The 19,800-nt window shown below is 73.6% G+C and carries 20 protein-coding genes and 1 riboswitch; of the genes, 10 read left to right on the forward strand and 10 right to left on the reverse strand.

Annotated features, from left to right (window positions below; translation table 11 throughout):
- Positions 1-40: 40 nt before the first annotated feature.
- Together AB2L27_RS19135 and AB2L27_RS19140 are read right to left on the reverse strand one after the other, a co-directional pair.
- Positions 41-1,156 carry a branched-chain amino acid aminotransferase gene (locus tag AB2L27_RS19135; protein WP_370443087.1) on the reverse strand — a complete coding sequence of 372 codons (1,116 nt, stop codon included), beginning with the start codon at positions 1,154-1,156 and terminating at the stop codon, positions 41-43.
- A gap of 64 nt (positions 1,157-1,220) precedes the next feature.
- Positions 1,221-2,270, reverse strand: coding sequence for a 3-isopropylmalate dehydrogenase (locus AB2L27_RS19140; RefSeq protein ID WP_370443088.1), 1,050 nt, complete (start codon positions 2,268-2,270; stop codon positions 1,221-1,223).
- 109 nt (positions 2,271-2,379) lie between these two features.
- Here AB2L27_RS19140 and AB2L27_RS19145 point away from each other — a divergent pair, with 109 nt between their 5' ends.
- The 7 genes from AB2L27_RS19145 (at position 2,380) to AB2L27_RS19175 (ending at position 9,384) form a co-directional block, all read left to right on the forward strand.
- Positions 2,380-3,558 (forward strand): sensor histidine kinase, encoded by a 1,179-nt coding sequence (locus tag AB2L27_RS19145; RefSeq protein ID WP_370443089.1) that lies wholly within the window; start codon positions 2,380-2,382, stop codon positions 3,556-3,558.
- 1 nt (position 3,559) lies between these two features.
- On the forward strand, positions 3,560-4,303 hold the full coding sequence (locus AB2L27_RS19150) for a response regulator transcription factor (protein WP_370443090.1): 744 nt from the start codon (positions 3,560-3,562) through the stop codon (positions 4,301-4,303).
- 90 nt (positions 4,304-4,393) lie between these two features.
- The gene (locus tag AB2L27_RS19155; protein WP_370443091.1) at positions 4,394-5,056 is read left to right on the forward strand and encodes a hypothetical protein; all 663 of its coding nucleotides are present in this window, start codon (positions 4,394-4,396) and stop codon (positions 5,054-5,056) included.
- 149 nt (positions 5,057-5,205) lie between these two features.
- Complete coding sequence (locus AB2L27_RS19160; protein ID WP_370443092.1) at positions 5,206-5,979, forward strand: ABC transporter ATP-binding protein; 774 nt, start codon at positions 5,206-5,208, stop codon at positions 5,977-5,979.
- 12 nt (positions 5,980-5,991) lie between these two features.
- Entirely contained in the window at positions 5,992-8,511 is a 2,520-nt protein-coding gene (locus AB2L27_RS19165; RefSeq protein ID WP_370443093.1) for an FtsX-like permease family protein, read from the forward strand.
- A gap of 18 nt (positions 8,512-8,529) precedes the next feature.
- The gene (locus AB2L27_RS19170) at positions 8,530-8,835 is read left to right on the forward strand and encodes an antibiotic biosynthesis monooxygenase family protein (RefSeq protein WP_370443094.1); all 306 of its coding nucleotides are present in this window, start codon (positions 8,530-8,532) and stop codon (positions 8,833-8,835) included.
- Positions 8,836-8,841: 6 nt separating this feature from the next.
- Entirely contained in the window at positions 8,842-9,384 is a 543-nt protein-coding gene (locus AB2L27_RS19175) for an alpha/beta hydrolase (protein ID WP_370443095.1), read from the forward strand.
- Positions 9,385-9,388: 4 nt separating this feature from the next.
- Here AB2L27_RS19175 and AB2L27_RS19180 read toward each other — a convergent pair whose 3' ends face one another.
- Entirely contained in the window at positions 9,389-10,699 is a 1,311-nt protein-coding gene (locus AB2L27_RS19180) for an LLM class flavin-dependent oxidoreductase (protein WP_370443096.1), read from the reverse strand.
- Positions 10,699-12,009, reverse strand: a complete 1,311-nt coding sequence (locus AB2L27_RS19185; protein WP_370443097.1) for an O-acetylhomoserine aminocarboxypropyltransferase/cysteine synthase family protein — start codon at positions 12,007-12,009, stop codon at positions 10,699-10,701. Before AB2L27_RS19185 ends, AB2L27_RS19180 begins: the two co-directional genes overlap by 1 nt.
- A 111-nt stretch (positions 12,010-12,120) precedes the next feature.
- Positions 12,121-12,227, reverse strand: a riboswitch (SAM riboswitch).
- Between the two features lie 67 nt (positions 12,228-12,294).
- Here AB2L27_RS19185 and AB2L27_RS19190 point away from each other — a divergent pair.
- Both AB2L27_RS19190 and AB2L27_RS19195 read left to right on the forward strand, forming a co-directional pair.
- Entirely contained in the window at positions 12,295-13,407 is a 1,113-nt protein-coding gene (locus AB2L27_RS19190) for an NtaA/DmoA family FMN-dependent monooxygenase (RefSeq protein WP_370443098.1), read from the forward strand.
- Positions 13,408-13,602 carry a hypothetical protein gene (locus tag AB2L27_RS19195; protein ID WP_370443099.1) on the forward strand — a complete coding sequence of 65 codons (195 nt, stop codon included), beginning with the start codon at positions 13,408-13,410 and terminating at the stop codon, positions 13,600-13,602. It abuts the gene before it with no gap.
- Position 13,603: 1 nt separating this feature from the next.
- Here AB2L27_RS19195 and AB2L27_RS19200 read toward each other — a convergent pair whose 3' ends face one another.
- Genes AB2L27_RS19200 through AB2L27_RS19220 form a run of 5 tightly spaced genes read right to left on the reverse strand, consistent with a single transcriptional unit; the run spans position 13,604 to position 17,916 of the window.
- Positions 13,604-14,470 carry an LLM class F420-dependent oxidoreductase gene (locus AB2L27_RS19200; protein ID WP_370443100.1) on the reverse strand — a complete coding sequence of 289 codons (867 nt, stop codon included), beginning with the start codon at positions 14,468-14,470 and terminating at the stop codon, positions 13,604-13,606.
- A 52-nt stretch (positions 14,471-14,522) separates the two neighbouring features.
- Positions 14,523-14,918 (reverse strand): DUF3253 domain-containing protein, encoded by a 396-nt coding sequence (locus AB2L27_RS19205; protein ID WP_370443101.1) that lies wholly within the window; start codon positions 14,916-14,918, stop codon positions 14,523-14,525.
- Positions 14,915-16,225 carry an ABC transporter substrate-binding protein gene (locus AB2L27_RS19210; RefSeq protein ID WP_370443102.1) on the reverse strand — a complete coding sequence of 437 codons (1,311 nt, stop codon included), beginning with the start codon at positions 16,223-16,225 and terminating at the stop codon, positions 14,915-14,917. The genes AB2L27_RS19205 and AB2L27_RS19210 overlap by 4 nt, the downstream gene beginning before the upstream one ends.
- A gap of 18 nt (positions 16,226-16,243) precedes the next feature.
- On the reverse strand, positions 16,244-17,071 hold the full coding sequence (locus AB2L27_RS19215; protein WP_370443103.1) for a carbohydrate ABC transporter permease: 828 nt from the start codon (positions 17,069-17,071) through the stop codon (positions 16,244-16,246).
- Complete coding sequence (locus AB2L27_RS19220; RefSeq protein ID WP_370443104.1) at positions 17,068-17,916, reverse strand: carbohydrate ABC transporter permease; 849 nt, start codon at positions 17,914-17,916, stop codon at positions 17,068-17,070. The genes AB2L27_RS19215 and AB2L27_RS19220 overlap by 4 nt, the downstream gene beginning before the upstream one ends.
- Positions 17,917-18,055: 139 nt before the next feature.
- Here AB2L27_RS19220 and AB2L27_RS19225 point away from each other — a divergent pair, with 139 nt between their 5' ends.
- A complete protein-coding gene (locus AB2L27_RS19225; protein WP_370443105.1) occupies positions 18,056-18,661 on the forward strand; it encodes a flavodoxin family protein in 606 nt (201 codons plus the stop codon).
- Positions 18,662-18,731: 70 nt separating this feature from the next.
- Here AB2L27_RS19225 and ilvC read toward each other — a convergent pair whose 3' ends face one another.
- Positions 18,732-19,760 (reverse strand): ketol-acid reductoisomerase, encoded by a 1,029-nt coding sequence (gene ilvC / locus AB2L27_RS19230; protein WP_370443106.1) that lies wholly within the window; start codon positions 19,758-19,760, stop codon positions 18,732-18,734.
- Positions 19,761-19,800 lie beyond the last annotated feature (40 nt).

A 19,800-nucleotide genomic window follows, 5' to 3' on the forward strand; every position in this document is an offset into this window, starting at 1 on the left:
CCCGCGTGTGCGCCTCAACGACACCGAACGGGGCGGGCGGTCAGACGAGGCGGTGGAGCCAGCCGTGGGTGTCCTCGGCGCGGCCGTACTGGATGTCCAGCAGCGTGTTCCGGATCGTCATCGTCACCTCACCGGCCGCGCCGGTGCCGTGGGACAGTTCACCGTCGGGCGAGACGAGCCTGCCGACGGGGGTGACGGCGGCCGCCGTCCCGCAGGCGAACACCTCGGTGATCCGGCCGGAGGCGACGCCCTCGCGCCACTCGTCGATGCTCACGCGGCGCTCGGTCACCTCGTGGCCGAGGTCCTTGGCCAGGTCGATGATGGAGTCGCGGGTGATGCCCTCCAGGATCGTCCCGGTGAGTTCGGGGGTCACGATCGAGCCGTCGTCGTGGACGAAGTAGAGGTTCATCCCGCCGAGTTCCTCGACGTACGTGTGCTCGGTGGCGTCGAGGAAGCAGACCTGGTCGCAGCCGTTGGCCGACGCCTCGTCCTGGGCGGCGAGGCTGGCGGCGTAGTTCCCGCCGCACTTGGCCGAGCCCGTCCCGCCGAGGGCGGCGCGGGTGTAGTTCTGCGACAGCCAGATCGAGACGGGCTTGACGCCACCGGTGAAGTAGGAACCGGCCGGGGAGGCGATGACGAGGAACTTCACCTCGTGCGCGGCGCGGACCCCGAGGAACGCCTCGGTCGCGACCATGAACGGGCGCAGGTACAGGGAGGACTCCCCGCCGGTGGGAACCCACGCCTCGTCGGTGCGCACGAGCTGGGTGATCGCCTCCAGGAACGTCGCCTCGTCCACCTCGGGCAGCGCGAGCCGGCGCGCGGAGCGGGCCATGCGGGCCGCGTTGGCCTCGGGGCGGAACGTCCAGACGCTGCCGTCGGCGTGCCGGTAGGCCTTGAGCCCTTCGAAGATCTCCTGGGCGTAGTGCAGGACGGCCGCGGCCGGGTCCAGCTGCAACGGCCCGTAGGGGACGACGGCGGCGGCGTGCCACCCCTGCTCGCGGGTCCAGGTCGCCACCGCCATGTGGTCGGTGAAGAACTTCCCGAACCCCGGGGCGGCGAGGATCTCGGCGCGGCGCTGCTCGGGGACCGGCACGGCCGACGGCGTCACGGGGAACGTCAACCCGGCGGTCGGTCCGGTCGTCGGGGTGGCGGTCATGCGGACTCCTCGGGGTGCGGGACGGGTGGTTCGACGGTACCCCGCGGGGCGGCGGGGCCGGACCTCAGACGACGGCGGCGGCCAGGGCGTCACCGATCCCGGCGGTCGGGCGCGGCCCGACCTGCCCGGCGGCGCGGCGCGCGAGGTCGGCGCTCACGGCGGCCTCGACGCGGCGCGCGGCAGCGGCGTGCCCGAGGTGCTCGAGCAGCAGCGCGACGGACAGCACGGCGGCGGTGGGGTCGGCGAGCTGCTGGCCGGCGATGTCGGGGGCCGAGCCGTGCACGGGTTCGAACATGCTCGGCGCGGTCCGGTCGGGGTTGACGTTGCCCGAGGCGGCCAGCCCGATGCCGCCGGTCACGGCCGCGGCGAGGTCGGTGAGGATGTCGCCGAAGAGGTTGTCGGTGACGATGACGTCGAACCGCGCCGGGTCGGTCACGAGGAAGATCGTGGCGGCGTCGACGTGGAGGTAGTCGACGGTGACGTCGCCGAACTCCGCGCCGACGGCTTCGACGGTGCGCCGCCACAGGTGACCGGCGTGCACGAGGACGTTGTGCTTGTGCACGAGGGTCAGCTTCTTGCGCGGTCGTGCGGCCGCGCGGGCGAAGGCGTCGCGGACGACGCGCTCGACGCCGAACGCGGTGTTGACGCTGACCTCGGTGGCGATCTCGTGGGGGGTGCCGACGCGCAGCGCGCCGCCGTTGCCGACGTAGGGCCCCTCGGTGCCCTCGCGCACGACGACGAAGTCGATCTCACCCGGGTCGGCCAGCGGCGTGGGGACCCCGGGGAACAGCGTGGAGGGCCGCAGGTTCACGTAGTGGTCCAGGGCGAAGCGCAGCTTCAGCAGCAGCCCGCGCTCGAGGACGCCGCTGGGGACGCTGGGGTCGCCGACGGCGCCGAGCAGGATCGCGTCGTGCCCGCGGACCTCCTCCAGGACGCTGTCGGGCAGCGTCTCCCCGGTCCGGTGGTACAGGCGCGCGCCGAGGTCGTACTCGGTGGTCGCGACGGTCGTGCCGGACCCCTCCAGCACCGCGGACAGGACCTTGAGCGCCTCGGCGGTCACCTCCTGGCCGATGCCGTCGCCGGGGATGACTGCGAGTCGCACGGTGTCCGCCATGCGCCGGAGGTTATCGGAGCACCCGGCCCCGCCGTCCCCCCGTGGTCGGACCCCCGACCTCGTCCCCGGGGACGACGACCGGCCGACGACCCCCTCCTACGCTGAGGCGGTGCAGGAGGAGAACCCCGGGCGCACCGTCTTCGACGCGGTGGTGGCCTGGACGCGCGCGAACTCCGTCCTCATCGACGCCCTCCTCGCCCTGGCCCTGGCCGGGCTCAGCCTCCTGGCGACCGTGACGGACCTGTCCCTGCGCGGGGTGGTCGTCGCGGCCGGGATGACGCTGCCGCTGGCGGTGCGCCGCCGGTTCCCGGAGGTGTGCGGCGGGCTCATCGCCCTCTTCGGGCTCGCGCAGCTGACGCTGTCGACCCCGTCCTTCGGCAACGTCGGCGTCCTCATGGCGGTCTACGCCCTCGCCGGCTACGGCCGGCGCTGGGCCTCCCGCGGTGGCCTGCTGTTGGGGCTGGCCGGCGCGCTGCTGTGCTCGGTGCGCTTCTTCGCCGACACCGGGTGGGGCGCGGTCGTGGTCCTCGCGGCGCTCATCGCGTTCTCGGTCGTGGCGAGCTGGGCCCTGGGCAGCCTGCGCCGGGCCCAGCGGCAGAACGAGCTGGCCCTCGTCGAACGGGCGCGGCTGCTGGAGAACGAGCGGGAGAACGAGTCGCGGCTGGCGACCACGGCCGAGCGCCAGCGCATCGCCCGGGAGATGCACGACGTCGTGGCGCACTCCCTGTCGGTCATCATCGCCCAGGCCGACGGCGGGCGGTACGCGGCGAAGGCCGACCCCGCGGTGGCCGCCCAGGTGCTGGAGACGATCTCCGGGACGGGCCGGCAGGCGCTGACGGACATGCGCAACCTGCTCGGGGTGCTGCGCACCGGGCCGGGCGAGGACCGCGCCCCGCAGCCGGACGCGACGATGATCGGCGACCTCGTGGACCAGGTCCGGGCCAGCGGCCTGGAGGTCACGGCCGAGGTCCGCGGCGAGGTCCGCGACCTGCCGCCGGCGATGGGCCTGGCGGCCTACCGGATCGTGCAGGAGTCGCTGACGAACGTCCTCAAGCACGCCGGCCCCCGGGCGCGCACGCGCGTGGAGGTCCGCTGGGAGGCGGACGCCCTGCGGATGAGCGTCGAGGACGACGGGCGCGGGGCGGCGTCGATGGTCCAGCCGAGCCCCGGTGGGCAGGGGCTGGTCGGCATGGCCGAGCGCGCCCGGCTGCACGGCGGGTCGGTGGTGAGCGGCCCGCGGCCCGGAGGGGGTTTCTCCGTGCGCGCGAGGCTTCCCTACAGTTCCTGACGTGACAGAGCCCGAGGTGACCGTTCCCGAGGTGAGTGCTCCCGAGAACCCCGTCCGGGTCGTCCTCGTCGACGACCAGCAGCTCGTGCGGGCGGGTTTCCGCATGGTCATCGACTCCCAACCGGACCTGACGGTCGTCGCGGAGGCCTCCGACGGCGCCGACGCCGTGCGCGTCGTGACCTCCACCCCGGCCGACGTCGTGCTCATGGACGTGCGCATGCCCGGCCTGGACGGCATCGAGGCGACGCGGCAGATCACCGGCCGCCTCGGTGAGGACGGGCCGAAGGTGGTGGTGCTCACCACGTTCGACCTCGACGAGTACGTCGTGTCCGCGATCGGCGCGGGGGCCAGCGGGTTCCTGCTCAAGGACGCCCCGCCGGAGGAGCTGCTGGCCGCCGTGCGCACGGTCCACGCCGGGGACGCGGTCATCGCGGCCAGTTCGACGCGGCGGCTGCTGCAGCACGTCGGGCCGTTGCTGCGGGCGGGGGCGGCGACGTCGGCCGGTGCCGCGCCGGGTCTGCCGCCCGACCTCACCCCGCGCGAGCTGGAGGTGCTGGAGTGCATGGCCCACGGGCTGACGAACTCCGAGATCGCAACGCGCTTCGTCGTCTCGGAGGCCACGGTGAAGACGCACGTCGGGCGGGTGCTGGCCAAGACGCGCTCGCGGGACCGCGTGCAGGCCGTCGTCCTGGCCTTCTCGGCCGGGTTGGTCCAACCGGGTGAGGTCCTTCGCGACGCACGGTGACCGGTTGCCGCAAACGCATCACCTCCGCGTCACATCTAAGGCACGATGTGTGACGGTCGCGAGGTCCGCGGCCACTGAGGGGGGTCTCAGATGTTTCACCGCCGTGCGCTGGCGCGCGTCCTGACCACCGTGCCGGCCCTGCTGGCACTGACCACCGCCGGCCTGCTCGGCGCCGACCCGGCCTCGGCCGCGACGGGTGGGGCGCACCTGTCCGCCCGCGCCGCCACGCTGGAGCTGCACGCCCCGGCGCAGACCCGGCCGATGACCGACGACTGCTTCGCCGGCTGGAGCTCCGCGCTGTGCGGGTACGGGACCGTGACCCTGACCCTGACGGGTTTCTCCGCGCTCGGCGGTGTCCCCTCGTGCGAGCCCGGGGACCCGGCCTGGTCGGAGTCGTGCGAGGAACCGGTCGCCTCGCTCGTCGAGACGCGCGGCACGAAGGTCGACGTCGTCGTGAAGTGCGCCGGGAAGGTGCTGCCGCGGGTGGCCTCCGTGCCCGTCGTCACCGAACCCTCCCACCTCGCCGGTCCCGCCGACGTCTCCGGGTTCACGCGCCTGGACGCCGACAGCGCGCGCGTCAGCGTGGCCTTCACCCTGCCGACGCCGAGCCGGATCGGCGTGTGCGGAACCCGGGCGACCCGGTTGCTGTCGGCCTCGGTCCGCGGCGTCACGGTCGGCTGGGCCGGCGCGGAGGGCACGTCCGTCCCGGCCGGCACCCACCGCCTGCCCGGGACGCACCGCGTCCGCCTGTGACCGCCCCCTCGACCTCGGGGCGTCCACCCGGGGGATGACGGGCGGGCACCGCGGGATCAGCTCTGGACCCGACGACCGGACGGTTCCGGCCCCCTAGTTTCGTGGACGTTCGCAGGTGTTGCGAACGTCTGCGAGACAGGGGGAACGACGTGTCCGAATCCATCGAGCCGGGCGGGGCGACGACGGTGCTGCAGGCCGCCCGGCCCGCGGTGCGGGCCGAGGGGCTGCGCAGGACGTACGGCCGGGGGGACGCCGTCGTGCACGCCCTCGCCGGGGTCGACGTGGAGTTCGCCCGCGGGGAGTTCACCGCCATCATGGGCCCCTCGGGGTCGGGCAAGTCCACGCTCATGCACTGCCTGGCCGGCCTGGACACCGCCGACGCCGGACGGGTGTTCCTCGGGGACACCGAACTCACCGCGCTGCGCGACGCGGACCTGACGCGGTTGCGCCGCGAGCGCGTGGGTTTCGTGTTCCAGAGCTTCAACCTGCTCCCGGTCCTGGACGCCACCGAGAACGTCCTGCTGCCGCTGCGGCTGGCCGGGCGCTCCCCCGACCCCGCGTGGTTCGACGACGTCGTGCGCCGACTGGGCCTGACCGGGCGGCTGCACCACCGCCCGCACGAGCTCTCCGGCGGCCAGCAGCAGCGCGTCGCGGTCGCGCGGGCCCTGCTGCCCCGCCCCGACGTCGTCTTCGCCGACGAACCCACGGGGAACCTGGACTCCCGATCCGGCGCGGAGGTGCTGAGCCTGCTGCGCGGCAGCGTGCGGGAGGTGGGGCAGACGGTCGTCATGGTGACGCACGACCCCGTCGCCGCGAGCTACGCCGACCGCGTCGTGCTCCTGGCCGACGGGCGGATCGCCGGGGGCCTGGCGAACCCCACACCCGACGCCGTCCTCGACGCGCTGCGCGACCTGGGGGCCTGAACCGTGCTCCGGGTGACCCTGGCCCAGCTGCGCGCCCACGGCGCGCGCGTCGCCGCCTCCTGCCTCGCGATCGTCATCGCGGTGGGTTTCGTCGTGGCGACCCTGTCCCTCGACGCGACCGCGAAGAACGGTGTGCTGCAGTCCACCGGTGCGCAGTACGTGTCCAGCGCCGCCGTCGTCCAGCCCGACGGGACCGGCGAGGGGACGCAGGAGGCCGATCCGCTGCCCGCCCTGCGCGACCGCCTCGCCGGCCTGCCCGGGGTGACCTCGGTCGCGGCCGACCGTTCCACGTACGTCGCGGTGCGCCTGCCCGGCCGCTCCGGTGCCACCACGGCGAAGGTGTCCGCGCTGAGCCCCGAGGGGACCCTGCGCTGGGAGCGGGTGGCGGCCGGCCGCCTGCCCGCGAGCGCCGGTGAGGTCGCGGTCTCGGACCGCCTCGACGTCCCGCCGGGAACCACCGTGACCGTGACGAGCTACCCGGCGGGCGGCGTCGGCGACCCCGCTCCGGACCCGGTGACCCAGGACGTCACCGTCGTCGGCACCGTCGACCTGGCCGGCGACCCGAGCGCCGGCCTGAACCCCAGGGTCTTCGCCCCCGAGGCCACCGTCGTCGCCTGGGGCGCGACGACGGTCGACCGGCTGCGGGTCGCGGCCTCCCCGGGCCAGGACGTGCTCGCGGCGGTGAGCGCCGCGGCGTCCGGCCGGCCGGTCCGCGTGCTCGCCGGAACCGCTGCGGCGCAGGAGGTCGCGGACTCCTTCACGGGTGACGCCGCGTCGCTGACGTCGGTCCTGCTCGTCTTCGGCGCGGTCGCCGTGCTGGTGGCCGGGCTCGTCATCGCCAACACCTTCGCCGTCCTGCTGGCCCATCGGACGCGGGAGCTGGCGCTGCTGCGCTGCGTCGGGGCCGACCGCGGGCAGGTCGGCCGCAGCGTCCTGCTCGAGGCCGCCGCCGTCGGCCTGCTGGCCTCGGCCGCAGGGGTGCTCGCGGGTAGCGGGCTGGCCGCCGCGGTCGCGGCGGTCGCCGGGCGGGTGGACTCCCCGATCCCCCTGGGGGACGTCGTCGTCCCGCCGACCGCGGTCGCCGCCGGGCTCGTGCTCGGCACGGTGGTGACGGTCGTCGCGGCCGCCGCCCCGGCGCGCGCCGCGACCCGCGTGGCGCCGCTGGCCGCCCTGCGGCCGGTCGCGGCGGTCCCGGTCGGTTCGCGGGCCGGCCTGCTGCGGCTCCTCGCCGGGCTCGTGCTGGCGCTGCCCGCCACCGCGGCGCTCGTCCTGTTCGCCCGCCGGGGCGACCTGCTGCCGGCCGTCGGCGCGGGCGCCCTGAGCTTCCTCGGGGTCCTGCTGCTCGCCCAGCGCCTCGTGCCCGCGGCGGTGGCGCTGGCGGGGTGGCCCTTCCGGCGCGTCGGCGGGGTCCCGGCGCGGCTGGCCGCGGGCAACGCCGTGCGCAACCCGCGCCGGACGGCGGCGACGGCCACGGCGCTCGTCATCGGGGTCACGCTCACGACGGCGATGGTCGTCGGGGCCGCCTCGACGCGGTCCTCGGCCGCGGCCGGCATCGACGCGAGCTACCCGACGGACGTGGTCGTCACCTCCCCCGACCCGGTGGGCGGCGCGGCGGTGGCCGCCGTCCGGGACACGGGGCACGTCACCGCGCTCGCGCTCACGGCCTCCCTCGACGTCACGACCACGGACGGCGCGCTGTCCACGACGCTGACCGCGGTGGACCCGGCCGAAGCCGCGGGGGTCGTCCGCTCGCAGGGTCGGACCCCGCTGCCGCGGGACGGGTCGGTCGTCGTGCCGCAGCGGCTGGCCGACGCCACGGGGACCGCCGACGGCAGCGCGCTGACGTTGCAGGTGGTCGAGGCGAGCACCGGCCTCGGCACCGGGCCGGGCGTGCCCCTGCAGGTGCGGGTGGCCCCGGACTCCTCGGCGGGCCCCACCGTCACCGTGGCCGACGCGCGCCGCCTCGCCCCCTCCCTCGCCCCGACGGGCGCGTGGATCCGCCTCGTCGACGGCGACACGAAGACCCAGGCGGCGGCCACGGACGACATCGCCGAGGCGCTGGCCCGCGTGCTGCCCGCCAGCGAGGTGTCGGGCATCGCCTCGGTGCGCGGCTCCCTGGACGAGGTGCTCACGACGATGCTCCTGGTCGTCACGGGGCTGCTCGCGGTGGCGGTGCTCATCGCCCTCATCGGGGTCGGCAACACCCTGGCGCTGTCGGTCGTGGAGCGGCGCCAGGAGTCCGGGCTGCTGCGGGCGCTGGGGCTGACCCGCCGGCAACTGCGGGCGCTGCTGGCCTGGGAGGCGCTGCTGGTGGCCGGGGTCGCCGCCGTTCTCGGCGTCGCGCTGGGGACCGGTTACGGCCTGGCCGGCACGACGTCCGTGCTCGTCCGCGAGACCCCCGTCCAGCTCACCGTGCCCTGGCTGCAGGTCGCCGGCATCGTCGTGGTCGCGGCGGCGGCGGGGGTCCTGGCCTCGGTGCTGCCGGCCCGGCGGGCGGCGCGGACACCCCCGGTGGCCGCGATCGCGGACTGATCCTGGGATCCTGCCCCCATGGCTGTGGTGAAGATCAACGCGATCGAGGTGCCCGAGGGGTCCGGGGCGGAGCTGGAACGCCGCTTCGCGCACCGGATGGGGGCCGTGGAGGGCACCCCGGGGTTCCTCGGGTTCGAGCTGCTGCGCCCCGTCGCCGGGGAGACCCGCTACTTCGTCTACACGAAGTGGGAGACCGAGGAGGCGTTCCAGGCCTGGTCCGGCGGCGGGGCCCGGGAGGCGCACGCGGGTGAGCGGCAGCGGCCGGTGGCCACCGGCGCCTCGCTGCTGGAGTTCGAGGTCGTGCTGGGCGCCGACCCGAGCTGAGGACCCGTGCGCGTCGTCGAGGAGGGCCCACCGGCAGGCGCTGCCCCGGGGGCACCCGCACTGGTGCTGCCGGGGCGCGGCTACGACGTGGACCGGCCCGTCCTGCGGGCGGTCCGCGACGAGCTCGTGGCCGCCGGCCGGCGGGTCCTGGCGCTGTCCTGGACCGAGGGTCCCCCCGCCCCCGAGGACGTTCCCGCGCTCGCCCGGTTCCTCCTCGACGACCTGCGCCCGTGCCTGGTCGTGGCGAAGTCCCTCACGACGCTGGCGCTGCCGGTCGCAGCCGACCGCGGGGTGGCGGGGATCTGGCTGACGCCGTTGCTGGACCACCCCGAGGTGGGCCTGGCCGCGGCCCGCTCGCACCCGCGGACCCTGCTGGTCGGCGGGACGGGCGACCCGACGTGGGACCGGACGCTGGCGCACGAGAGCGACCGGGAGGTCCTCGAGCTCGACGGGGCCGACCACTCGCTGGAGCACCCGGGCGACCCCGCGCGGACCGCGGCCGACCTCGACCGGTTGCGCCGGCGGGTCCGGGAATTCCTGGCCGGCTGAACGCTCAGAAATCGAACAGGTTGCCGCGCAGGCCTCCCCCGCCGTACCCGGTGCGCAGGACCCCGCGCCGGCGCAGGACGGGGACGAGGTCGTCGAGGAACCGGTGCAGCGTCACGGGGTGCAGGTCACCGGAGAGCAGGAACCCGTCGTTGCCGGCGTCCTCGCCGAACTCCTCGACGAGGTCGGCGAACTCCTCGGCGGTCCCGACCAGACCGCTGCGGTCGGCGAGCCGTCCCTTGCGGGCCTTGTGCGCCAGGAGTTCGCGCAACGGTGCGTCGGGCGTCCCGCCTCGCAGCGCGGCGATCGTGCCCCGCGAGACGTGGTCCCCGAACACAGCGGGGTCCAGCGGCCGGTCCAGCGGGAGCACCGTGAGGTCGGTCTCGAGGTCGCTGGACCAGTGCAGCGCCACCTCACGCAGCACCGCCTCCGACGGCGTGCGGGACGCCGCGACGACCCGGTCGGCCTCCTCCCGGCTGCTCACCAGCTCGGGTTTGACGACGAACAGCACCCGGAGGTCGTCGGCCTTGCGCCCTGCCGCCGCGGCGGCGTCCAGGACCTGGGAGCGGTAGGCGCGAACCTGCGCGACGTCGAGGGGGGCGAGGGCGAGCTGGACGTCCGAGCGCGTTCCTGCGAAAGCCAGCCCGCGCGGCGAACCCCCGGGGGAGACCAGCACGGGTTCTCCGCCGGCGAAGGGCAGCGCGTTGAGGGGACCGTCGAGGGCGAAGTGCTCGCCGCGGTGCTGGAAGGCGTCGATGCGCGACCCGTCGGCGAACCGCCCCGTGACGGGGTCGGCGACGAGGGCGCCGTCGTCCCAGCTGTGCCACAACCGGCGGACGACGTCGATCCACTCCTCCGCCCGGTCGTACGCGAGGTCGTGGGCGACGGGTTCGCGCCCGACGTGCCGGGCACTGCCCACGTCGGTGACGAGGTTCAGCCCGAACCGGTCGCCCGAGAGGTGCTGCAGCGTGGCGGCCTGCCGCGCGGCGAGGTAGGGCGGGGTGATCCCGGCGTTGACCGTGGGGACGACCCCGAGGTGGGTGGTCGCGGCGAACAGGTACGGCGCGAGCAGGAGCGGGTCGTGCTTCGGGCCGCCGTACGCCGCGCGCACCCGCAGGTCGAGCGTGGCCGGGTTCCCCAGCGAGACGGCATCTTCGACCACGACGAGGTCGAACCCGGCGCGTTCGAGGTCGCGGACGGCGTGGGCGTACAGGTCCGGGCGCGTCCAGTCGTCGTTCCACGCCTGGTAGTCCCGGCCCCAGCCCTGCGGGCCGAAGCCCCGGGAGAAGAAGTACCCGAAGTGCTGCAGCCGGCCCATCAGGACCCCACCTCCACCAGGGCGGGCTCGCGCGTGGCGGCCAGGGCCAGTTCGAGGTCGGCGAGGAGGTCGGCGGGTTCCTCCAGGCCGATCGACAGGCGCAGCAGCCCGGGCCAGATCCCCGTCTCGAGCCGTTCGGCCTCGGTGCGGTGCGCGTGCGTGGTGCTGGCCGGGTGGATGACGAGCGAGCATACGTCCCCCACGTGGGTCATCCGCGTGAACAGCTGCACGGCGTCCACGAACCGTTGTGCTGCAGTCCGTCCGCCGGCGAGCGTGACGGACAGGACCGCCCCGGTGCCGAGCGGCAGCAGACGCTGCGCGACGGCGTGGGACGGGTGGTCGGGCAGGGCCGCGTGGTCGACGGACACGACCTCGGGACGCTCCAGCAGCCAGCGGGCCAGGAGTTCGGCCGTGGCGCTCTGGCGGGCCACCCGCAGCGAGAGCGTCTCCAGGCCCTGCTGGACGAGGAACGCGTTGAACGGCGAGATGGCCGGTCCCAGGCGGGACGCGACGACACCGCGGGTGTGCTCGACGTAGGCCCGCCGCGGCCCGTACCGGTCGACCCAGCTCACCCCGCCGAGGACGCCGACCGGGGCGGTGAGGTGCTCGAACCCCGACCAGTCGAACCCCTCCCCCGTGACGACCACGCCCCCCAGGGCGGCGCCGTGACCGGCGAGGAACTTGCTGGCGGAGTGCACGACGACGTCGGCCCCGTGCTCGAGCGGGCGCAGCAGGTACGGCGTGGCGAAGGTGTTGTCCACGACGAGCGGGACGCCGTGGCGGTGGGCCACGGCGGCGACGGCCGGGACGTCGAGGACCGTGTTCTTGGGGTTGGCGATCGACTCGGCGAAGAACGCGCGCGTCGTGGGACGCACCAGCCGCTCCCAGTCCTCGGGACCGGCCGCGAAGTCGACGGTGATCCCGAGCCGGGCGAAGTTCTCCAGGAACAACCCGCGCGACCCCTCGTAGAGGTCCGCGGCGGCCACGAGGTGGTCCCCCGCCCCGAGGACCCCGAGCAGGGCGACCGTGAGGGCGGCCTGCCCCGTGCCGAGCAGCAGGGCGTCCGTCCCACCCTCGAGGGCGGCGAGCCGTCGTTCGACGGCGGCCGTCGTCGGGTTGCCCATGCGGGTGTAGACGAACCCGTCGTCCTCCCCGGCGAAGCGGGCCCGGGCCTGCTCGAAGTCGTCGAAGACGAACCCTGCCGTCAGGTGGACGGGGGTGACGCGGGCGCCCGTGACGGGATCGGGTTCGGTGCCGGCGTGGACCTGCCGGGTGGCGAAGGACAGGGGGGTGCTGGGGACGTGCGGCATCGCAGGGCCTTCCGGGGGCAGGACGGGTGAGGTGTCGGGGCGGTCAGGCCCGACAGGTCATCCCGGCGCTGCGCAGCAGGTCGATCACGAGACGCCGCGTCAGCGGTGCGTGCTCCATCGGTGGTCCTCTCCCATCGGTCCTGGCGGGAGCACCGACCCCGGCGGGGCGGTTGCTGCGGCGTCGACGAGCCAGGTCTCTCGGCCGCTCTGGATGGCCCCTCCAGTGGAGAGCACCGCGGCCCGGGCTGTCAAGCGCTTCACACGATCGGGGTAGCGTGCGGCGGCGTGATCCTCACGGCGATGCTCTTCTACCCCGGCGGCGAGCACCTCACGAGCTGGCGGCTGCCGGGCGGCCGGCCCGCCGACTACCTCTCGGTCGGCTACTACGAGGACTTCGCCCGGACCGCGGAGCGGGCCGGGTTCGCCGCGGTCTTCTACGCCGACGAGCTCTACGTGTGGGACCGGTTCCCGTCGGGGGTCGAGCACGTCGCGAACCTGCGCCCAGAGCCCTTCGGACTGCTCGGCGCGCTGACGCGGTGCACCGAACGGATCGGTCTCGTCGCGACGGTCTCCACCACGTACAACGAGCCGTTCCACACCGCTCGCCAGGTCGGGTCCCTGGACTTCCTCAGCTCCGGCCGCGCGGGCTGGAACCTCGTGACGTCCGCGAGCGACGAGGAGGCGCGCAACTTCGGCCTGGACCGCAACCTCGACCACGCGGCCCGGTACCGCCGCGGCGCGGAGTTCGTCGAGGTCGTCCACGGGTTGTGGGACAGCTGGGACGACGGGGCCGTGGCCCCGGACGTGGCGAGCGGCCGGTACGCCGACCCGGCCGGGATGCACGTGCTCGACCACGAGGGCGAGTTCTTCCGCGTGCGTGGTCCCCTGAACCTGCCCCGGCCACCCCAGGGGCGGCCCGTGCTGTTCCAGGCCGGGTCCTCCGAGGACGGCCGACGGCTGGCGGGACGGCACGCCGAGGCGGTCTTCGTCCCCGGGTCGGCCCCGCTGCCCGGCGCGCAACGTCTGTACGAGGACTACAAGTCCCGCGCCGTCGCGGCCGGCCGCGCGCGGTCCGACCTGCTGGTCCTGCCGGCCCTCTCCCCCGTCCTCGGCGCCACGACCGCGCAGGCGCGTGAACGGGTGGACGAGATCGAGGCCCTGACCCCGGACCGGCTGAGCCTGGACTGGCTGTCGCACCACCTCGGCGTGGACCTGTCCGACCGACCGCTCGACGAGGAGTTCCGGTTCGACTTCGCGGGCGGCTCGAACCAGGTCCAGACCGTGTACGAGGGGATCCGGAAGCTGGTGGACCGCGACCGGTTCACGCTGCGCGAGCTGTACCGCGTCATGCTGCGACGGCGGTTCCTGCCGGGGACCCCCGAGGAGGTGGCCGACTGAATGACCCAGCGGTTCACCTCCGGTGCGGCGGACGGGTTCACGCTCGCCTTCTCCTCCGTACCGCAGGGGGTTGAGGAGTTCGCCGAGCAGGTCGTGCCGCTGCTCGTGCGCCGCGGTGTGCTGGCCCCGGAACTGCGGTCGGCGACGCTGCGGGGCAACCTGGGCCTGCCGGTCCCCCGCAGCCGCTGGGCCTGACTCAGGCGCCGAGCTCGGCCAGCCGCGGGACGACCTGCTCACCGAACCGGCGGACGCTGCCGGGTTCGTAGTACCCCCGGAAACCGCCGTGGACGTGGGTCACGCCGAGCGCGGCGAACCCGCGGCACTTCTCGACGAACGCGTCGACGTCGGCCGGGTCGGCGACGTCCATGACGGTCCTCTCGATCTCGTCGTAGTCGCGGCCGACCTCCTCGCAGTGCCGCTTGAGGACGTCGAGCTTGTGCGCGACGTCGTCCATGCCGAAGAGGTTGCAGGCGTCGCCGTACTGGGCGACCAGGCGCAGGGTCTTCCGCTCTCCCCCACCGCCGATGAGGATCGGCGGGTGCGGGCGGCGCAGCACCGGCGGGCTGTTCAGAGTGCGCCCCAGCGTGTAGTGCGTCCCGGTGAAGGGTTCCTCCGAGTCCGACCACATCTGCCGGCAGATCCGCAGGGTCTCCTCGAGCCGCTCGAAGCGTTCAGCCGTCGGGGGGAAGGGCAGCCCGAGGCCGGTGGCCTCCTGCTCGAACCAGGCGGCGCCGATGCCGAGCCAAGCGCGCCCGCCGGAGAGGACGTCGAGGGTCGTGACGAGCTTGGCCAAGAGGCCGGGTTCCCGGTAGGTCACGGCGGTGACCCAGGCGAGGAGCTCGACCCGTTCGGTACGGGCCGCGATGAACCCGAGCGTCGTGTAGGCCTCCAGCATCGCGCGTTCGACGTCCCCGATGGGCGGGATCTGCCAGAGGTGGTCCATGACGCTGACGGAGCGGAAGCCGGACTCCTCGGCCTCGGTGACGACGCGGACCAGGTCCTCGCGCAGGGTGGCGGGGCCGCCTGGGTTGGTGAAGTCGGAGACGTGCAGACCGATGTGCATGGGAACTCCTGACGCGCGACGGGTCCGGTCGTCCGGACGCTACGCCTCCCCGTCAGCGCAGGCGCACCCGCATGGGTCCCTTCGCGGTCGAGGGGTCGACGACGCGCCCACCCTGGGTGATCTCGGCCTCGCCCGCCGCGACGAGCCGCCGCGCGGCCGACCGCGCCGGTTCCATGAGGTCGCGCCAGTCCTCGCCGCCGACGGCCCGGGCGACCTCGCTGGGGCACACCGTCTTCGACCGGCCTCGTTCGTCGAGCAGGCGCCGCAGGGTGGTCTCGAGGTCCGCGTCGAGACCACTGGAGGACTTGGCCCGGCGGCGGCAGGCGTCGGAGCAGTACTTGACGCCGTCCCAGTCGCGTTCCCACTTCTTGCGCCAGGTGATGGTCCGTCCGCAGACGGCGCAGTCCTTGGTCGGGAGCTGGTGCGCGCCCTTCGTGCGCCCGCTCATCCGCGGATCGCCGCGTTGGCCGCGTCCTGGGCCTGCTTCATGCCCTCGGCCACGGGGACGCGGCCCAGGAACACCTCCTTGAGGACCTCGTCGGCCGCCGCCTGGCCGGTCTGCGCCCGCGGCCCGTGCGGGGCCGGCATGACGTCCGTCGCGGCTGCGGCGTCCAGGAACGGCTGGACGTCGACGCCCTGGCCCTTCCAGTAGTCGAGGTAGGTCTGCTGGGCCGCGGTCACGGCGGGGAAGGCCGCCCCCTCGGCGCCGATGGGCGCCGCACCCTCCTCGCTTCCGAGCCACTCCAGGACCTTGAGAGTGGCGTCCTTGTCCTTCGTCTTCGCGTTGCCCACCGCCACGATGCCGTTGGTGACCAGGACACGGCCGGCCGGACCCGTCAGCCCCGGCGCGATGCCCCAGTCGAACTGGGCGCCGTCGGCCACGTTCTTGAGGTTGTAGGTGCCGGACTGGAACAGGGCCATGGTCCCCTGGGTGAACTGGTCGCGGGAGAAGTCCCCGTTGTCGTTCGTGTCGGCGGCCGACGGCGAGACCTCGTCGCGGTTGATGAGGTCGACGACGTACCGCATGGCCTCCACCGACTTCGGGTCGTCGCCGAAGACGTAGCTGTCGTCGTCGGCCTGCCACCGGCCCCCGTTGGAGCCGACGAAGTCGTAGAAGATGGCCTGCAGGTCGTAGGCCGCGTTGAAGCCGTACTGGGTCCTGGCCCCCTCGGCGCGCGTCAGCGCCTTCGCCGCCGGCAGGAAGGTGTCGCCGGTCCCGGCGGGGTTCCACGTGAGGTTCGACGGGTCGACACCCGCGCCCTGGACGAGCTGGCGGTTGTAGAACAACCCGATGGCGTCCGAGAGCTGCGGGACGCCCCAGAGCGACCCCTTGCGCGTGTACTGGTCGACCACCGTCTTCTGCCACCCGCCGACCGCGTCGGACAGCTCCTCGCCGACGTTGAGGAACGTGCCGGAGTCGACGTAGACGCCGAAGTTGGAGCTGTTGATCCACAGGACGTCCGGCAGGGTGCCGCCGGCCACGTCGGCGGGCAGCTTGTCCCAGTAGCTGGCCCACGGGACCATCTCGATCTTCGGCGTGATGCCGGGGTTCTTCGCCCGGAACGCCTCGAAGCTCTTCTCGTAGGCCGGCTGCACGGTGTCGTCCCAGAGCCGGACGGTCACGGTCGTCCCGCTGCCGGAGGACCCGCCGCTGGAGGTCCCGTCGTCGGCGATGGAGCAGCCGCTCAGGGCCGCGGTACCGAGGCCCGCCGCCAGTCCACCGCGCAGCAGGTTCCGCCTCGTGACAGTGCTCATGTCGCTTCCTCCCGTGGCTCAGCGGAATCCGGTGAGCGAGATGGACTCCGTGACATGCTTGTTGACGAGCAGGAACAGGACGACGAGCGGCGCCATGGCGAGGGTCGTCGCGGCGGTGACGAGCGTCCAGTTGCCGTTGTACTGGCTCTGCAGGTTGGCGGTGGCGACCGTCAGGGTCTGCCACGTCGGACCGGTCGTGATGATGAGCGGCCACAGGAAGTTGTTCCACTGGCTGACGACGGTGATGACGGCGAGCGTCGCCAGCACCGGACGGGACAGCGGCACGACGACGTGCCGCAGGATCCGCAGGGTGCCGCAGCCGTCGAGGCGGGCCGCGTCCTCGAGGTCCTGCGGGACGGCGCGGAAGTGCTCGCGCAACAGGTACACCGCGAACGGCGACCCGAACAAGGTCGGCAGCACGATGCCCCAGAACGTGTTCCGCAGCCCCGCCTGGGCGAACATCACGTACAGCGGGACGATCGTGACCACCTGCGGCACCATCATCGTGGCGAGGTAGCCGCCGAACAGCAGCCGCCGCCCCGGGAACGGCACCCGCGCAAAGGCGTAGGCGGCAAGGACCGAGCAGACGAGCTGACCCACGAGCAGCACGAGGACCACCTGGACCGTCACCACGAGCGCCGGCACGAGGGTGTACTGGCCGCCCAGGACGTCGGCGTAGTTCTGCCCCGTCCACGGCGCGGGCCACGTGAGCGTCGCCCGGCGGGCCAGTTGCGCGGGTTCCTTCAGGGAGGTCAGCAGGCTCAGCACGTAGGGCCCGAGCGCGAGGACGGCCCCGGCCAGCAGGACGAGGTACGTGCCGACGACGCCTGCGGTTCGGCGGGTCACGAGGCCACCTCGTAGGTGGTGCGGCGTCCGAACCACCACCGCTGCGCGAGGGTGAGGACGACGAGGACGACCGTCAGGACCACCGCGATCGCGGCCGCCCGGCCCATCCGCAGGGCGGTGAAGGCCTCGGAGTAGATCTCGTAGGCCAGCAGCGAGGTCGCCCCGCCCGGGCCCCCGCCCGTCATGGCGTAGACGGTGTCGAACACCTGGAAGCTGGAGATGATCCCGGTGATGAGGACGAACGACGTCGTGGGCCGCAGCAGCGGCAGGGTGATGCTCCAGAACACCCGCCACGGTCCGGCCCCGTCGACGCGGGCGGCGTCGGCCAGTTGCGCCGGGATCCCCGCCAGACCGGCGAGGAAGAACAAGGCGACGTACCCCACCTGCGTCCAGACCGTCACGAAGGCGACCGCGGGCAGCGCGAGCGTGTGGCTCGTCAGCCACTCCACGCGCGTGCCGAGGATGGCGTTGAGGGCCCCCGTCGACGGGTCGAACACCCACCGCCACACCAGACCGACGACGAGCGGGGCGCAGACCCACGGGACGACGTAGAGGACGCGGAAGAACGTGGACCCCGGCAGTCGGCGCGCGAGGAGCACGGCGACGAACAACCCCAGCGCCGTCTGGACGGGGATGACGAGGACGGTGAACAGGAGGGTGACGGCGAAGGAGTGCCGGATGCCCGCGTCGCTGAGGACCGTGGCGTAGTTGTCCAGACCCGCCCAGCGGGCCGGTGAGACCAGGTCCCAGCGCTGCAGGCTCAGCCACAGCGCGACGCCGACCGGGACGAGGAGGAAGACGACCGTCCCGAGCAGGCTCGGGGCGAGCAGCGCCCACCCGGTCACCGCGTCCCTCGTCCGGCGTGTGCGCACCTGTCACCTCCCGCTCGCCCGGTGGTCAACATGCCACGCCCGCAGTGCGCTCGCGACGGGAGAGGACTAGGTTGGAGAGGCCCTTGCACGTTCAACGAAACTGGAGGACCCAGTGAGCGATGTGAAGCTCGCGATCGTCTACTACTCCGCGACCGGGACGGTCCGCGCGATGGCCGAGCGCCTCGCCGCCGCCGGTGAGCAGGCCGGCGCCGAGGTGCGCCTGCGCCAGGTCGACCGGCAGCCCACCGGCGGCGAGAAGGCCGCCACCGACGCCCAGCAGGCCGAGGCGGAGGAGTCGCGGGGCGCCGAGGGCGTCACCGCCGACGACATCGTCTGGGCCGACGCCGTGCTGTTCGGCTCCCCCACCCGTTACGGCAACATCGCCGGCCAGCTCAAGGTCTTCATCGACTCCCTCGGCCCGCAGTGGGCCCAGGGCCAGCTCGCCGACAAGGTGTACGCCGGCTTCACGTCCTCCCAGACCGCGCACGGCGGCCAGGAGACGACGCTGCTCGCGCTCTACAACTCGATCTACCACTTCGGCGGCATCATCGTCCCGCCCGGGTACACCGACGGGTCGAAGTTCGTCGACGGCAACCCCTACGGCGTCAGCCACGTCACCGGCGGCGGGAACGACATCCCCCTCGGCGACGTCGAGTTCACCGCCCTGGACCACCTCGCGAACCGCGTCGTCGGGATCGCCCGCACGTTCAAGGGCTGACCCCGCAGTCGGGCCGACGCACGAGACCCCCGCACCGGAGCCCGGTGCGGGGGTCTCGTCGTCCTCGGGGTCAGCGCGCGGCGGAACCCTCGACGTAGTCGCTGTCGTCGGACTTCACCCACGCCATGAGCTTGCGCAGCTCACGGCCGGTGGCCTCGATCGGGTGCTGCTCGGACTTCGCGCGCAGCTCCTTGAACTTCGGGGCGCCGGCGTCCTGGTCCTCGATGAAGTTCTTGGCGAAGGTGCCGTCCTGGATGTCCTTCAGGACGTCCTTCATGCGCTCCTTGACCGAGGCGTCGATGACGCGGGGGCCGGAGATGTAGTCGCCCCACTCGGCGGTGTCGGAGACCGACCAGCGCTGCTTGGCGATGCCACCCTCGTACATGAGGTCGACGATGAGCTTGAGCTCGTGCAGGCACTCGAAGTAGGCGACCTCGGGCTGGTAGCCGGCCTCGGTGAGGACCTCGAACCCGGTCTGGACGAGCGCGGAGGCGCCACCGCACAGGACGGCCTGCTCACCGAACAGGTCGGTCTCGGTCTCCTCGGTGAAGGTCGTCTTGATGCCGCCGGCGCGCAGGCCGCCGATCGCCTTGGCGTAGGCCAGGGCCAGGTCCCACGCGTTCCCGGTGGCGTCCTGCTCCACGGCGACGATCACGGGGACGCCGCGGCCGTCGACGTACTCGCGGCGCACCAGGTGGCCCGGGCCCTTGGGGGCGACCATGACGACGTCGACGTCGGCCGGGGGCTTGATGTAGCCGAAGCGGATGTTGAAGCCGTGGCTGAAGAACAGCGCCTTGCCGGCGGTGAGGTTCGGCTCGATCGCCTCGGCGTACAGACCGCGCTGCAGGTGGTCCGGCACGAGGACCATGATCACGTCCGCGGCCTTCGCGGCCTCGAACGGGGTGGCCACGGCCAGCCCCTGCTCCTGCGCCTTGTCGCGGCTCTTGGAGCCCTCCTTCAGGCCGACGACGACGTCGACGCCGGAGTCGCGCAGCGACAGCGCGTGGGCGTGGCCCTGGCTGCCGAAGCCGATGACGGCCACCTTCTTGCCGGTGATCTTGGACAGGTCGGCGTCGTCGTCGTAGAACATCTCGGCCACGTGGGGTTCTCTCCTAGGTTCTGTTCGTGCGGTGGTCAAA

The organism is Kineococcus halophytocola, from assembly GCF_041276425.1.
GTDB lineage: Bacteria > Actinomycetota > Actinomycetes > Actinomycetales > Kineococcaceae > Kineococcus > Kineococcus halophytocola.

Excerpts from the sequence above, each read along its gene's own strand:
- AB2L27_RS19135 (WP_370443087.1), bottom strand. The coding sequence starts at position 1,156 with ATGACCGCCACCCCGACGACCGGACCGACCGCCGGGTTGACGTTCCCC.
- AB2L27_RS19140 (WP_370443088.1), bottom strand. The coding sequence starts at position 2,270 with ATGGCGGACACCGTGCGACTCGCAGTCATCCCCGGCGACGGCATCGGC.
- AB2L27_RS19155 (WP_370443091.1), top strand. The coding sequence starts at position 4,394 with ATGTTTCACCGCCGTGCGCTGGCGCGCGTCCTGACCACCGTGCCGGCC.
- AB2L27_RS19170 (WP_370443094.1), top strand. The coding sequence starts at position 8,530 with ATGGCTGTGGTGAAGATCAACGCGATCGAGGTGCCCGAGGGGTCCGGG.
- AB2L27_RS19180 (WP_370443096.1), bottom strand. The coding sequence starts at position 10,699 with ATGGGCCGGCTGCAGCACTTCGGGTACTTCTTCTCCCGGGGCTTCGGC.
- AB2L27_RS19185 (WP_370443097.1), bottom strand. The coding sequence starts at position 12,009 with ATGCCGCACGTCCCCAGCACCCCCCTGTCCTTCGCCACCCGGCAGGTC.
- AB2L27_RS19195 (WP_370443099.1), top strand. The coding sequence starts at position 13,408 with ATGACCCAGCGGTTCACCTCCGGTGCGGCGGACGGGTTCACGCTCGCC.
- AB2L27_RS19200 (WP_370443100.1), bottom strand. The coding sequence starts at position 14,470 with ATGCACATCGGTCTGCACGTCTCCGACTTCACCAACCCAGGCGGCCCC.
- AB2L27_RS19205 (WP_370443101.1), bottom strand. The coding sequence starts at position 14,918 with ATGAGCGGGCGCACGAAGGGCGCGCACCAGCTCCCGACCAAGGACTGC.
- AB2L27_RS19210 (WP_370443102.1), bottom strand. The coding sequence starts at position 16,225 with ATGAGCACTGTCACGAGGCGGAACCTGCTGCGCGGTGGACTGGCGGCG.